This is a genomic window from Myxococcus sp. CA051A, from assembly GCF_013336705.1.
GTDB lineage: Bacteria > Myxococcota > Myxococcia > Myxococcales > Myxococcaceae > Myxococcus > Myxococcus llanfairpwllgwyngyllgogerychwyrndrobwllllantysiliogogogochensis.
In genome coordinates this window covers 1-15,236 of the sequence record NZ_JABUMS010000002.1, presented here as the reverse complement: position 1 = coordinate 15,236, position 15,236 = coordinate 1, and the positions used below count along the sequence as shown (strand labels likewise).

General features: G+C 67.1%; 9 protein-coding genes. 6 read left to right on the top strand and 3 right to left on the bottom strand.

Annotation, left to right across the window (positions count from 1 at the left end; all coding sequences use genetic code 11):
* Positions 1-30 precede the first annotated feature (30 nt).
* On the bottom strand, positions 31-1,035 hold the full coding sequence (locus HUA74_RS05500) for an SDR family oxidoreductase (protein ID WP_174453700.1): 1,005 nt from the start codon (positions 1,033-1,035) through the stop codon (positions 31-33).
* Positions 1,036-1,354: 319 nt separating this feature from the next.
* Here HUA74_RS05500 and HUA74_RS05495 point away from each other — a divergent pair, with 319 nt between their 5' ends.
* The 5 genes from HUA74_RS05495 (at position 1,355) to HUA74_RS05475 (ending at position 12,587) form a co-directional block, all read left to right on the top strand.
* The gene (locus tag HUA74_RS05495; protein WP_174453699.1) at positions 1,355-3,136 is read left to right on the top strand and encodes an Ig-like domain-containing protein; all 1,782 of its coding nucleotides are present in this window, start codon (positions 1,355-1,357) and stop codon (positions 3,134-3,136) included.
* A gap of 56 nt (positions 3,137-3,192) precedes the next feature.
* Positions 3,193-4,713, top strand: coding sequence for a PEGA domain-containing protein (locus HUA74_RS05490; protein ID WP_174453698.1), 1,521 nt, complete (start codon positions 3,193-3,195; stop codon positions 4,711-4,713).
* Positions 4,714-4,828: 115 nt separating this feature from the next.
* Complete coding sequence (locus HUA74_RS05485; protein ID WP_174453697.1) at positions 4,829-6,247, top strand: IgA Peptidase M64; 1,419 nt, start codon at positions 4,829-4,831, stop codon at positions 6,245-6,247.
* A gap of 123 nt (positions 6,248-6,370) precedes the next feature.
* Positions 6,371-9,100, top strand: a complete 2,730-nt coding sequence (locus tag HUA74_RS05480; protein WP_174453696.1) for a lamin tail domain-containing protein — start codon at positions 6,371-6,373, stop codon at positions 9,098-9,100.
* A gap of 175 nt (positions 9,101-9,275) precedes the next feature.
* A complete protein-coding gene (locus tag HUA74_RS05475) occupies positions 9,276-12,587 on the top strand; it encodes a putative Ig domain-containing protein (protein WP_174453695.1) in 3,312 nt (1,103 codons plus the stop codon).
* A gap of 314 nt (positions 12,588-12,901) precedes the next feature.
* Here the strand turns inward: HUA74_RS05475 and HUA74_RS05470 are convergent, their stop codons facing one another.
* Complete coding sequence (locus HUA74_RS05470) at positions 12,902-13,447, bottom strand: hypothetical protein (protein ID WP_174453694.1); 546 nt, start codon at positions 13,445-13,447, stop codon at positions 12,902-12,904.
* 422 nt (positions 13,448-13,869) lie between these two features.
* Between HUA74_RS05470 and HUA74_RS05465 the strand changes: the two genes are divergently transcribed.
* Entirely contained in the window at positions 13,870-14,676 is an 807-nt protein-coding gene (locus HUA74_RS05465) for a hypothetical protein (RefSeq protein WP_174453693.1), read from the top strand.
* Positions 14,677-14,694: 18 nt separating this feature from the next.
* Here HUA74_RS05465 and HUA74_RS45130 read toward each other — a convergent pair whose 3' ends face one another.
* Positions 14,695-15,075, bottom strand: a complete 381-nt coding sequence (locus HUA74_RS45130; protein ID WP_217439495.1) for a hypothetical protein — start codon at positions 15,073-15,075, stop codon at positions 14,695-14,697.
* Positions 15,076-15,236 lie beyond the last annotated feature (161 nt).

Below are 15,236 nucleotides of genomic sequence, written 5' to 3'. Positions count from 1 at the left end.
TGGACCAGGCCCGTGACGACAATGTGAGTCTCACACCCCTAGTGCGTGGGCGACGCGCGCGCCAAGCCGCCCCCGAGCCTCCCTCCTCCCCAAGAGAGCGGCCGTGGCGACCAGTCCCCCGGCGAAGAGCAGGCGGCGCAGGGCTTGCTTGCTCCGGGAGTGATAGCCGCCGGACGTGGCGGTGCCCTCGGACATGGGGTGGAACAGGCTGCCGGGGGTGGCGCCCTGACGTTCGTCCTCGAAGTGAAGGGCCTCGGTGGCGCCGTGCATGGTGCGCTCGAAGGTCCGCGGCATCAGGCCGTGCATGGCGGCGAAGGCGCGGGCGGCGGGGCCGACGAGGACTTCGGCGCGGGGTTGGTGCAGGACGCGGAGGATGGCTCGGGCGACGCGTTCGGGGGTGTAGACGGGCTCCACGGGGCGCACGCGCCAGCCGGTGTAGTTGGCCGTGTGGTGCCACAGGGGCGTGTCGATGGCGGCGGGCATCACGGTGCAGACGTGGATGCCGGTATCGAGGAGTTCCTGGCGGACGGAGGCGGTGAAGCCTCGCACGGCGTGTTTGGAGGCGACGTAGGCGCTGACATAGGGGGCGGTGACGGAGCCGAAGGATGAGGAGACATTGACGAGGGTGCCGTGGCCCTGGCGGCGGAACTGCGTCACGGCGGCTCGGGTGCCGCTGACGGTGCCGAAGAAGTTGGTCTCCATGAGCTGGCGGAAGGCGTCGTCGGGGGTCTCCTCCAGGCTGCCCATGAGGTAGACGCCGGCGTTGTTGATCCACGCGTCGAAGCGGCCGAAGGCTCGCACGGCTTCCTGGGCGAGCGCCTGCACGGAGGCGGAATCCGAGACATCGGTGGGGACGGCGACGGCGCGGACGCCGAGGGAGACGCACTCACGGGAGAGGTCCTCGAGCGGCTCCTCGCGGCGGGCGGCGAGCACGAGGTGGGCGCCCTTCTTCGCGAGGGCGAGCGCGGTGGCGCGGCCGATGCCGCTGGACGCTCCGGTGATGACGACGACGCGGTTCTTCCATGCCCGTTTCATGTTCCCTGGCCTCCGTTGGGCGAGCCGGCGCGCTGGCGGCTCCTGGCCCTGAGCGAAGATGGGGATGAAGGTGGCGAGTGCCTCGTGCCCCAGGGGGCTCCCCCGGAGAGCGGGCGGCAGAGCGGTTCCGGAGCACGGACGGGAGTCCAGCGCCGGGACGGCGCCATGGGGATTGCACCCGAAGTGGAACGACTCCGCGCCGGTGGGTCCGGGCCTGAAAGCAAGGGGTTGGGGTGGTTTGGAGGAAGCGGGAGAGGGCTGTTATGGGCATGCGACTGTCTGGTGGGCAACGGAACGCGGCCTGCACTGACTCCACACGATGAGCACTCCAAGACCTGTCCTGCCGCCCTGGGTGGTTGCCGTTCTCCTGTCCGCGCCGGCCTGTATCGACGTGCCGGGCATCACTCCCGTCCAGGGCGAGGCGCGCATCCGCACGCCCGAGGCGACGGCCTATACGAGGGGGGTCTTGGACATCGACCTGGAGGTGACGGGGCACCGTCCGGACCGTGTGGAGTTGCTCCGGGACGGGGAGGTGCTCGCGGTGCTGGAGGCTCCGTACACGTATGCGTGGGACACGGCGGGGGAGACGGAGGGTGAGCACCGGTTGGGGGGGCGGGTGGTGTTCGGGGAGACGGTGTTCACGGGGGAGGAGCGCGTGGTGGTGGTGGACCGCACGGCGCCGCGGGTGGTGTCGCGGGCCCCGGAACCGGGGGCGCAGGATGTGTGGGTCAAGAGCCCCATCCAGGCCGTGTTCTCCGAGCCGGTGAATGCGAGCACCGTGACGAGCGCCTCCGTGCGACTCACCGTGGGCGGAGTGGAGGTGGCCCGGACGGTGTCACTGTCGGGGGATGGGAAGACGATGACGGTGGTGCCGGGAACCGCCGTCTCGGCCCCCAGTGCGGTGGCGATTGCGCTCACCTCGGCCGTGACGGATCTGGCGGGGAATGCCTTGGACGTTCCCGCAGGCCCGTGGGACTGGGAGCACCCCGCGGTGCTGTTCGAGCCTGCTGGACCCGTCTTCGCCAAGAATTCGGGGAGCATTGCTTCCTCTCGTTCTGGGTTCGGCTCGGACAAGCAAGGGAACTCCATCATCGTCCAAACAGAGAATTTCCTGACACACACTCAGCTACGAGTCTACGGCAACACTGGCAGCAAATGGACGGAATTGGGGAGGGGTCTGGAAGCCAGAGCAGGTGGCTTCGAGCCATACAAACCAATCCTCAGGTTCGACCCTCTTGATGATTCACCAATCATCGCCTGGCATGAAGGACAAGGCAGCAACGAGTCCGAGCGCATCTACGTCGCGCGTTGGATGGGAAACCAATGGAACTACCTGGGGGGTTCGACAGGCATCCTCCCATCCCACCCCGACAGCACTTACCCGGTCATGAATTTGGATGCGACAGGAAAACCGTTCGTTGCATTCTTCTCCGACGCTGAACAGACCACCTACGTCTACCGCTGGACGGGCACAACGTGGGAAGGAGTTGGAGGAAGCATCAACTTGGAGCTCGGCATGCTTTCGAGCTACCCGCTCGATATCAGGCCCGGCCCCTCTCAATCTCTGTTCTTGTGGGTGACGGGAGCGACAGACGGAACACCCGCACCATCTGTCGTTCAATGGGACGGCTCCACGTGGAAGCCTCTTCGTGGAACTCAACCTTCCGTCAACCCCTCTTTCGGCTGGAGCCAACGCCTCTTCATTTCCCCAAAAGGCAACCTGATTCTGACCGGGCTCGCTCAAGCGACTAGCGGCTCCACGCAGGCGCGTTCATACATCTGGGAGAGCAATGAGTGGAAGGTCTATTGCCCGCCGCTCGAGCCAACCATAGCTCGTCATTCCGATTTGACGCGCCTCGAAGTCGACGACAATGGGACGTTGTGGATGGTCTGGGCGAAGCAGCTAGAAACAGTCTTCCACATCGAGCAATGCATATCTGGGTCGTGGTCTCACTTCGCCAGCAGCTCGACCGCACCCCACCCCATCCCGACCGCGACATTCTCGACCTTTACCCCTACGCAACACTCCAACGGCATCCAAGTAGTGACCACTCTCCCCGACGGTGGAACGCTGGTCGTTCACTCACACCCCAATCGCTAGAATCGGCCATGCCCTCACCTTGTCGCCCTGCCCCCAGCTCCTCCAGGAGGAATGCCATGCGGTCCGCATTGTTCATCCTGAGTTGTATTCTTCCCTTCACCTCATTCTCAGCCCCGCGGCGACTGGTCGTTGCGAGTGGCGACTGCAAAGACGCGGAGCTGGGCAGCCAGGCCAATGCGTTCCTCAGCGCTCTCGTGTCACGTCCGGAGCAGGACGTTTTGAGCGCGGCCGGTTTCAGTGAGCGGCTGTTCCCTCAGCCCACCAAAAGCTACGAGGACATCCAGCGGCAGCTCGACTCCGCTCAGGACCACTTCTACGAGAGTCGCAACGGCAAGGCCGCGATAGCTATCGACGAAGCCCTCCAGCAAATCAACCGCCTGCCCGTGGGCGATGCGCGCTGGAAGCTCTACGTGAACGCCCAGCTCCTGCACGGCCTGAACTATCGGACCATGGGCAAACAAAAGGAAAGCGACACTGCGTTCCGAAGCGTGTTGCGACTCCAGCCCACCTACGCGCTCGACCCGGACTATTTCGCGCCCTCGGTGCGCCAGGGATTCGACAAGCTGCGCAGGGAACTGAACCTCACCCGCAAGGTGAAGCTCTCGGTGAAGTCCACATTGCCGACCTCGGACGTGTACCTCGACGGCATCAAGATGGGGCAGACGCCGCTGACTCTCGACGTGCTGGCTGGCGCCTATGACCTCACCCTTGTGAAGGGTGAGGCCATCAGCTTCCCTCGACAGATTCAGGCGCAAGGCGCTGACACACCGCTGCTCGTGGACCTCGCCTATGAGGGCTCCGTCTCCGCCACGCCGTTCCCCTGTCTCTCCATCCCCGAAGCCAGCGCGGAGCGGACCCTCAGTCACGCCGTCCGTCTGGGCGGAACACTCGGTGTCGAAGAGGTCATCGTTGTGCGCCTGGAGCGCCCCAGCAGTGGCCCCAAGTGGTTCGCCGCCACGGTGCTCAATGTCGAGGGCGGTCAGAAGCTTCGCGAAGGCGGCTTCAAGACGCAGGGCCTGGATGCCCCGGCGGAAGCACTCTCCGCCCTGGTGGACTTCGTGACCACGGGTCGGTCTCCTTCCAACCTCGTGGTGATGAACGCCAATGGGCGAGCTCCCTGGGAGCAGGCTGTGACCGCGGACAAGTCTGGCGCCCAGCACGGAGGTGGCATGGACATCAGCGCTCCGAACCCTCTCTCGGACGGCATCGCGGACTCGGCGGACCGACCCACACCGGCACTGCGCGTGGCCTCCTATGTCCTGATTGGCACCGGCGTGGCCGCGCTAGGCGGGGCGGGCGTAGTGCGGTTCCTGGCGCAGAAGAACGTGGACGACCTGGAGAAGCGGCTCGAGAACGGTCGAATCCTCTCCTCGGACCAGGAGGCGCTGCGGCTTCGGAGCTCCTTGGTCCAGAAGAGCAATCTCCTCACGGGACTACTCGTCGGAGGAGGCGCGGCGGTCGCCACGGGGGCCGTGCTCTTCCTTCTGTCGCCCTCGCCCCAAGCGCAGCCGCCTGTCTCGGTGGGCGTCGCCACGAATGGTGAGGACTTCTCAGCCAGCTTCTCCGGCACCTTCTGAATCCACGTCTCGCGGACTACGCGGGAGGAAGCCTGACACACCGCGTTCGTCACGAAGCCAGCGAGCGAGTTCGCCAGCCGCGCCGATAACGTCGCCGCCGCATAGAGTGCCGCGCATGACGCGTGCCCTTCTTGCCCTGCTCCTGGCCACGAGCGCTTCCGCCGCGGCCCCTCGCACCCTCCGGGTGGATTACTTCCACACCGGCAACGCCACCGAGGAACGCTTCAGCCTCGACCGGGTGGTCACCGAACCGCTCCCCTGGCCGGGACACACCGCACGCGCGGTCGACGACACCAACCTCGGCAAGTATCTCTTCGAGGTAAGGGACCGGGACACGAACCAGGTCCTCTTCTCCCGGGGTTTCGCTTCCATCTACGGAGAGTGGGAGCTCACCACCGAGGCGAAGAGCCAGCACCGCACCTTCCACGAGTCGCTTCGCTTTCCCACGCCGGAGCGCCCCGTCCAGGTGCTCCTCAAGAAGCGGGACGCACAGAACGCCTTCCGCGAGGTGTGGTCACTCATCGTGGACCCGAAGGACATGTTCGTGGACCCGTCCTCACCGCCCGCGCCAGGCCCGCTGCTGAAGCTGCTGGAGAACGGGCCGCCGGAGCAGAAGGTGGACCTGCTCATCCTGGGCGACGGCTACACCGAAGCGGAGCGCGCCAAGTTCGAGAAGGACGCCCGGCGCATGGTGGACATCCTCTTCACCTTCTCGCCCTTCAAGGAGCGCAAGACAGACTTCAACGTCTGGGGCCTGATGCCGGCCGCCGTGCAGTCCGGAATCTCCCGGCCGTCCACCGGCGTCCACCGGCGCTCACCCGTGGGCACCACCTATGACGCCTTCGGCAGCGAGCGCTACATCCTGACCTTCGACAACAAGGCCTTCCGCGAGCTGTCTGCCTTCGCGCCCTACGAGTTCGTCGAAATCCTGTCCAACGGCAACACCTATGGAGGCGGAGGCATCCTCGGCCTCTACGGCACCGTGGCGGCCGACAGCCTGTGGGCGCCCTACGTCTTCGTCCACGAGTTCGGCCATCACTTCGCGGGCCTCGCCGACGAGTACTACACCTCCGAGTCCGTCTACGTGCCCAGCGCCGACCGGCTGGAGCCCTGGGAGAAGAACGTCACCGCGCTCAAGGACCCGGAGCAGCTCAAGTGGAAGCACCTGGTGACGCCCGGCACGCCCCTGCCCACACCCTGGAGCAAGGAGGCCTACGAGACGCACTCCAATGACGTGCAGAAGCGCCGCCGCCAGGTCCGGGCCCAGCGCAAGCCGGAGTCGGAGATGGACTCCCTGTTCGTGGCGCAGCGTGACTGGGAGGAGAAGTTCCTTTCCTCACAGAAGTACTCGAACAAGGTGGGCGCCTTCGAAGGGGCCAACTACGAGGCCCGGGGGTATTACAGACCCCAGCTCGACTGTGTGATGTTCACCCGGGACCGGGTACCCTTCTGCGCGGTGTGTCAGAGCGCGATTTCACAGGTCATCGACCTGTACGCGGGTCCCCGACCTCCAGCCTCCCGCAAGACACCCTGATAACCAGTCATTTCGAGGGATTCCTGCGTGACATGGCGGTGTCACGGGGGCCCCGCAATGGACCCTCTCCAGGTTCAGGTGTAAGGGGGGCGAGTTACTACCTGCATCCCTGGAGGGGACCGCATGCAGAAGCGAAATTGGCTTGCAGCGCTCATGACCGCCGTGCTCGTCACGATGGGCACGGGCTGTGGAGATGAGTGCGTCGACCAGTTCGACTGTCGCGCCGATAATGGCCAGCCAGATCCGGGCAAGGAGTGGACCTGTAACGATGGGACCTGCGATCAGGTCGCCATCAACGTACCGACCCCGGACTCGGGCACTCCGGATTCGGGTACGCCGGATTCCGGTACTCCAGACTCGGGTACTCCGGACGCGGGCGTGACCTGCAACCCGGGCTGCGGCACGGGCGAGCTGTGTGACATCAGCTCCGGCACGGGCGTGTGCAAGATTTGCCGCGACTCCGCCACGGGCACGGGCACGGATGAAGGCTGCTCCGCCGCTGCTCCTGTCTGCGACATCACTGGCACAGGCGGCAAGGGCGTATGCACCGCGTGCCGCGACACGGCCACGGGCAACGGCCAGGACCTGGGCTGTGCCGCTGAAGTGCCGGTCTGCGACACCACCGCCAACAATGGCGTGGGCGTCTGCAAGGCGTGCACGGACTCCGCCACGGGCAATAGCCAGGACCTGGGCTGCTCGGCCACGGCCCCCATCTGCGACACGGCCGCCAACAGCGGCGCGGGCGCGTGCAAGGTCTGCTTCGACTCGCAGACGAGCCCCGACCAGGGCTGCTCTTCGCCCACCAACATCTGCGACACGGCGGCCAACAACGGCGCCGGCGAGTGCAAGGTCTGCAACGCCACCGAGGGTTGCCAGGGTGAGCAGACGTGCAACGCCACGGGCTCCGCCTGCGAGGGCTGCGCGGACAACGCGTCGTGCGCTCCGGAGACCCCGGTCTGCCGCACGGACACCACGCCGACGACGTGCGTCGAGTGCTCCCCGGGCAACACTGCCCACTGCGATGCGACCAAGCCGGCCTGCAACGCCAACTTCCTGTGCGGCTGCACGGAAAATACCGACTGCGCCGATGTGCCGGACAGCGCGCGTGACTTCTGCGACCCCACGGGCAACAACAACCGTGGTCAGTGCGAGGTCTGCGTCACCGACGCTCAGTGCGCGAATCTGGATCCGCTGAAGCCGGTCTGCAACAACCGCACGGAGTGCGTGCAGTGCCTGACGAACGCGAGCTGCACGGCGGGCCAGGTCTGCAACACGACGACCCACGCTTGCGAGACGGCCCCTGGCCCCACCGCGGCTGAGACCAGCGCGCAGATTGCCGCCTTCCTCGCCGCCGAGGCTGGCTCCCCCAACCTGCCCGTCAATGGAGCCTACGTCACGTTCCTCAAGCCCGCCGTTCCGGGCCAGGACAACGCGACCGAGCCTGTCGGCTTCTTCCTCCAGGCGGAGGCCAACGGCCCCGCGATGTTCGTCTCCGACCCCGCCGTCGTGAACCAGGTGTCCGTGGGAGACCGAATCAGCCTGACCGTCGCCACGAAGCAGCTCGCGAACCAGCAGGACCTGGCCAGCACCGTCGCGGATTTCACGCGGCTCAGCCAGGGTCACTCGGTGCGCTCGCTGGCCGTGGACCGCTCCGGCGCGAACGACCTCGTTACCGCACTGGCCGGCTACGAGTACCAGCTCATCACGCTGTCCGGTACCCTGGGCGCTGTAGGCGGCGCGGGGGCGGGCTTCGCGGGCTTCCCCATCACGACGACCGGGATGTCCTCGACCAACACGATTCGCCTGCGCATGCCCACGGCCCTGCCCCAGGCGCTCGAAGCCGCACAGGGCTGCCAGTTCACCCTCGTGGGTCCCATGTGGCGGTTCGGCACCACGCCGCAACCGTCGGCCTTCTCGGCTTCGGACATCACGCTCGACTGCCCCGCGCCCAAGCTGGTCACTGCGACTGGCGTGGCAGCCACGGAGGTCCGGCTCACGTTCGACCGTAAGATTGATGCGGCTTCCGCGCAGACCTCGGACTTCACCATCGAAAATCTGACTGTCTCGGGCGTCGCGGTCGATGGAACGCTGGTGACCCTCACCACGAGCGAGCAGACGCCGGGCACGGCCTATACGGCCACCGTCTCCGGCGAGGTCACCGACCTGAGCGGTAAGCCGGTCGCCAGCGCGAACAACAGCGCGAGCTTCACCGGCTTCACGCCTCCGCCCCAGGGCGCCTCGCTCGTCATCAACGAAGTGGACTACGACAACCCCAGCAATGACACTGCGGAGTTCATCGAGATCTACAATCGAGGCAACGCGGCCGCCGACCTGAGCGGCCTCGAACTCGTCCTCGTCAACGGTGGCTCGCCTGCGGCCACGCCGCGTCGCCAGTACCTCCGCTTCCCGCTGAGCGCCGTGACCGATGCTGGTGGTACCGCGGTGACGTCACTGCCGGCTGGTGGCTATTTGGTCGCTGCCTCGACGACCTACTTCGCCAGCAATCCGCTGCCCGGCGTTCTTCGTCTGATCATCGCCGTGCCGCCGCCGAACGCTACTCCGAACGAGAACATCGTCCAAAACGGCCCTGACGGCATCGGCCTCATCCAGAACACCACGGGAACGATGATCGACACCGTCTTCTACGAGTCCGGCACCGAGAACACCCAGTTCAACATCGTGACCGGCGCGGGTGACTTGCTCCTCGATTTCCTCGAGGGGACCAAGACCTCCGCTGCGGACTCGGGCTCGGCGGCGGGCTCTATCCAGCGCGTTCCCAACGGCGGCGACACCAACAACAACAACGCCGACTTCGTGTTCCTGCCCAGCTCTCCGGGCGCGCCGACGCCGTAATCGGCTGACACGGGGCTGAGCCCCCAAGCTCATCCTTCCTGGCCGCGGTCCCTTCGGGGGCCGCGGCCTTTTTCTTGGCCGTATCACCCGACGCGCGATTGAGCTGTCGTCACCGTCACGGACTACAGTGCCCGCTCTCACCTGGGGCCACGGCCCCTGCCGGTTCGGAGTCTCCATGCGGTTCCAACGTGCACTGACGTTGCTGCTCGCCCTCAGCCTGTCCGCATGCCCCGGCTCCAAGCCCACCACGCCCCTGCTCCCTGAACGGGACGCCGGTCCGAATCCCACCGACGGCGGCCACACCTCGCTCACCGTCGAGACCACTTCCCTCTCCGACGCCTACCTCGGTGACGCGTACTCCGCGCCCCTCGCGGTCTCCGGTGGCTCGCCCCCCTACGCCTGGAGCCTCTCCAATGGAGACCTGCCCTCCGGCCTGCGGCTCGGTGCGCAGGGGCTCCTCTCCGGCAGCCCCGTCGCCTCCGGCTCCTTCACCTTCACCGTTCACGTCCAGGACGATTCCGGCGCCGCGTCCTCCCAGCAACTCACCCTCTCCGTTCTCGCGCCGCCCACCTTCTCCACCGCGTCCCTCTCGCTCGGTGTCGTTGGCCTCCCCTACTCCGCCGCCCTCTCGGCCTCCGGTGGACTCGCCCCGCTGAGCCTCCACGTCACCTCCGGTGCCCTGCCCCCCGGCCTCCAACTGGAAGCCTTCTCCCTCGCCGGCACCCCCACCACCTCGGGCAACTTCTCCTTCACCATTGAGGCCCGCGACGCCAATGGCCACACCGCTTCCGCGGACTTCCAGCTCACCATCCGCGACGGACTCACCATCAGCTCCACCACCCTCCCGGATGCCTATACGGACAGCGCCTACGGCCAGGCTCCTTCCGTCCTCGGCGGGAAGGCGCCCTACACGTGGACCCTCGTCAGCGGCGCCCTGCCTCCCGGACTCGCGCTGCTCGGCTCCGGAATCCTCAATGGCACCCCCTCCGCCGCCGGCACCTCCGCGTTCAGCCTCCGCGTCACCGACGCCAACGGCGCCACCGATACGCGGGAGCTCTCCCTCGCCACCTTCCTGCCCCCCTTGCTCGCCGCCGTGGCCCCACAGAGCGTCTACGTCCAGGACAACGTCGCTCGCGCCCTCCAGGCCTCGCAGGGCAAGGCCCCCTTCGTCTTCTCCACTCCGGGCCCCCTTCCCACCGGACTCTCGCTCGCTCCCGAGGGACTCCTCCACGGACAGCCCACCCAGGGCGGCGCCTTCACCTTCGACGTCATCGCTCGTGACGCCAATGGCCGCACCGCCACTCGCTCCGTCGCCTTCACCGTCCTCGCCCTTCCCACCATCACCACCCAGGCCCTCCCCGATGCGACGCTGAGCACCGCCTACCAGCACGCGCTCACCGCCACCGGTGGCCGAGGCACCCTCACCTGGACGCTCGTCTCCGGCACGCTGCCTCCCGGCCTCTCGCTCTCGCCCCAGGGCACGCTCAGCGGCACGCCCTCCTCCGCCGGCACCGCGTCCTTCACCGTCCGCGTCTCCGACGAGAACGGTCGCACGGCCCCTCGGACCCTGGCGCTCGTCGTCTACGCCCCACCCGCCATCACCACGAGCGCGCTCCCCGAGGCCGACACTGGCGCGCCCTACTCCGCCACCCTGGCCGTCTCCGGTGGCAAGGCGCCCTTCTCCTGGAGCGTCGTCTCAGGCTCACTCCCCACCGGCCTGTCCCTCTCCAGCTCCGGCACCATCAGCGGCACCACCACCTCCAGCACCCGCACCTTCACCGTCCGCGTCTCCGATGCCCAAGGCCGCTTCGCCGAGCGCAGCGTGTCTCTCTCCGTCTACGTGCCGCCCACCGTGACGACGGACACCCTGCCCCAGGCCATCTCGGGCCAGCCCTACTCCACCACCCTTACGGCGAGCGAGGGGCGCGCGCCCCTGACCTGGAGCCACGTGGGCGCGCTGCCCACCGGCCTGACCCTCTCCGCGAGCGGCCTCATCTCCGGCACTCCCACCGTCCAGGGCATCACGTCTTTCAGCGCCTCCGTGCAGGACGCCAAGGGCTCCTCCGCCTCGCGCGCGCTGTCACTCACGGTCAGCGGCTCGGGACAGCCGTTCACCGTGGGCCACTGGAACATCGAGTGGTTCGGCGCGGAGACCCAGGGCCCGCCCAACTCCACATCACCCGGGGGGAATCTCGATGACCTGCAGCTCGCTCACGCGCGAGACATCCTCGCGGACACGGGCGCCAACGTGTGGGGCCTGGTCGAGATCGTGGACAACGCGGACTTCGACGTCCTCAAGGCGCAGCTCCCCCAATACGACGGCTTCCTCGCCAACGACTCGACCTACGTCCCCAACACCAGCTTCTGGTACTCGGCCGGAGAGCAGAAGCCCGGCATCCTCTACGACAGCAGCCTCGTCTTCCAGAGCGCGGAGCTCATCCTCACCGAGAACTCCAATGTCTTCGGAGGTCGCCCTCCCCTGCGCGTCAACTTCACCACCCTCATCAACGGCGCTTCGGCCCCCCTCATCGTCATCGTCATGCACATGAAGGCCTTCGCCGATGTGGAGTCCCATGGGCGAAGACAGGAGGCCAGCATCGCGCTGAAGGCTTATCTCGACGGGATGCCTACCGCGCGCGTGATTGTCATTGGCGACTGGAATGACGATGTCGACCGCTCCATCACGTACAGCGGAGGCGTGTATCTGAACACGCCCTTCGAGAACTTCCTCTCCGACCCCACCCACTACACCTTCATCACCCAGGCCCTGTCGGAGCGCGCCGAGCGCACCACCACCGAGTACCCCGACACCATCGACCACACGCTCGTCAGCGATGAGGTCGCCGCCGTCTACGTCCCCGACTCCGTCCGCGTCGTTCGCCCCGACTCGTGGATTCCCAACTACAACAACATCGTCAGCGACCATTACCCCGTCGTCAGCCACTATGCCTTCGGCGGAGGAGGCGGCGTCCCCGACGGTGGGACGAGCACACCTCCCGCGATGCTCATCAACGAGGTGCTCGCCAACGAACCCTCGGTCCCGAGTGGCGACGGCGGCACCGTGCCCGACAGTCAGTACGAGTTCGTCGAGGTCATCAACACCGGCGGCTCCACCGCGGACCTGTCTGGCTGGTCTCTGTCGGATGCCAACGTGGTCCGGCATACCTTCGCCACGGGGACACTCGTCCCGCCGGGAAAGGCGTATGTCGTCTTCGGCGGCCCCAACGGCTTCCCACCTGGCACGCCTGACACCGTGCACGCCTCCACCGGACAGCTGGGCCTCAACAACGGCGGCGACACCGTGAGCCTGCGCAACCTCCAGAACACCGCGGTGGATGTGATGACCTATACGAGCACCGTGGACAACGTGTCGCTCAATCGCTCACCCGACGCGTTCCCCGGCGGCACCGACTTCGTCCTCCACACCACGCTCAATCCCAGCCTTGGCTCGTCACCGGGCCGTCGCGCGAACGGCAACGCGTTCTGACGCGAGGCCCCGTTGTCAGCGGACGGCACGTTCGACCTACCGACGACTCGGCGTGAGCACCCGCGCCGCTTCGTCGCGGGATGAACCGGGCGATGTCCGCTCACTGACGGCGGCGCGGCCTCGTCCGCGCTCACGCGTGAGAACCCGAGGCGGTCCTCGCGAGGCGGCTGCCCACGGACGGCGACATGGCCTCGTCCGCGCTCATGAGTGAGAACCCGAGGCGGTCCTCGCGAGGCGGCTGCTCACGGACGTCGACATGGCCTCGTCCGCGCTCACGCATGCGCACGCAGGGACTGTCCTCGTGATGCGGCCGCTCACGGACGCGACGAGGCTTTGTCGCGCTCATCCCGACCGAACTCCCGCTCCGTCGGGATGAGCGGCTCCTGGGCAATCACCACCTCGACATCTCGCGCCACCCAGCCTCCGGGGCCGTCGTCGTACGTCACCTCGACGGAGTCCCCCTCGCGCATCGAGGCCAGGCCCACCTGCTTCCCGTTCAACCGCAGCAGCGTGTCCGGCGTCACCTCGACATCCCGCTCCTGTCCGCCCGAATCGCGGATGAGCAGCTCGTTGTCGCCCACCCACTCCACGCGCCCCGACACACTCCCCGTGGGCGCGGGTCGCCCCGAGCCACCCTGTCCCGTGCGGCCCTGCGCATCCGGACCTGTCCAGGCCTCGATGTCTGGCGCACGCTCACGCGAGGCGACCAGGTCTCGAAACAAGGCCGAGCGCACCTCCCGGTCGTCCGCCGAGGGAGTGCGCGTCGACACCTTGTCCTCTTGCCGCTCGCAGCCACCGCCCCCCAGCACGCCCCCCACGAGCGCCAGCGCCCACCATCTTCCCTGGCGTGTGCGGTCCATCGTCCCCCCGTGCTCCGCATGCGCGTCAACGCTCGCGGGCCTGGGCACGACGCGCCCCGCCCGCTCACCTCCTCGTCAACATGCGAACGCTCCAGGCGGCCGAGAACCCGGGGAACCCAAGCCCCAGCCCCGAAGCACGAGGGACAGGCAGCCTGGCGCCTCGCCGCTCGGGCGTCAGCGCGAGGATTCTCGGTGGATTCGTCAGGTCCCGTTCTTGGCGAATGAGCGACTCAAGGCCCCCAGACAGTCACCAGGGGACTCGGTTGCGAGCCGCTGACACCAAGAGCGGATGGAATTCCAGCGCGCTGTCAGGCTACGAGGCGGCTTCGACCTTCGCCTTGTGAGCCCGCGTGACTCCGCTTCCCCTTCCCAAAGAGCGCCATCTGCGGCCCTACTCCTTCTTCTCGGCGCAACGGGGCGGCATGTGGCTGTTTCTCGTCGTCACCTTCGTCATCTCCTACAACGCCACTTCCCGCACCAGTTCGCTGCGCGAGTACCTGACGCCTCCGGTGCTCGCCGGCGGCTGTGTCGCGCTGTTCCTCGCGCTGTTCGCCTTCTTCTTCTGGCGCATCCGCAGGTGGGGCACGACCTATCACCAGGGAGTCTCGTTCTCGAGCGCGGGTGACGAACGAGAAGCAGCCCGCTGCTACGAGGAGGCCGCACGCCAAAGCACCCAGGGCACCCAGCGGGCCGTCTCCGTCACCATGGCCGGACAGTCTCTGTTGACTCTGGGGGAGGCAGCACGCGCACTCGAACTCTTCGGCTCCGCGGAGCACTCCGGCGCGTTGCGCAGGTTCGTTCCAGCCGCGCACCAATGGCTGCCCAATCTGATTGCCCACGCCTACTTCCTCCAGGGAGAGCTGTCCCCGGCACGTGAATGGCTGGAGGAAGGGCGCAAGCGGGCTGGGAAGCTGCCCCCCTCCTACGCGTTGCTGCCCGAGGTCTCCCTGCTCTGCCGCGACGGACAGCACAACGCCGCGTTGGCGCTCCTCGCGGCCCGAGCGAACGAGGCGGACGCCCTGGCGGGACGTGATACCCGCCGACTCAAGCTCCTCAAGGCCTTCGCCCTGGACGCCGTGGACCCGATAACTCATGCGATGGACATCGACGCCACACTGGCCGCCGCACGGCTCGGGCGCCCCGATGACTTCGAAGCCCTGTCCTCGCGGTGGCCGGAACTGCGCGCCTTCATGGAGCGAAGGGCCCTGACGACTCCCGTCGCCGCGTAGACGGCGAAGCGGAGCCCCCTAGAACTTCCACTCCGTCCCCTGTTTCCCGAGCACGGCGCGGGTCGCCGCCACATCCTGTAGCGCCTTGAAGGGCGAGGCATCGGCCAGCTTCACGACGGAGTCCAGGACCACAGCCGCCATCTGCACATTGTCGCTGGCGATGGCTCCGTCCAGGCGCTCGAAGAGTTGTCGAAAATTCTCCCGACGCTCGTCGAAGCTGCGGTCCAGGTAGTCCAGGAGCACGTCACGCATGGCATGGATGTGCTCGACATCCACTCGGGATTCTTCACGCAGCCGAGTCTGTTCCGTGCGCTCTTTCTGGATGTCGCGCACGCACTCGGCCACCACCTTGATGCCGGTCAGCACGTCCTTCAGGGGCAGGTTCATCTTCATGCTCATGTCGTCTCCCGTTGAAGAAGGCCGCGAGACTGCTCTAACCCTCTTCAGGAAAGTCCGGTAAGGCGCAGACCCGCGTGAAGGAAGAAGGCGGCGAGAACATCGTGGCGGTGGCCCAGGCGCACGAATGAAGCGCGTGCCTGGGCGCGCAGCTCGGCGACAGA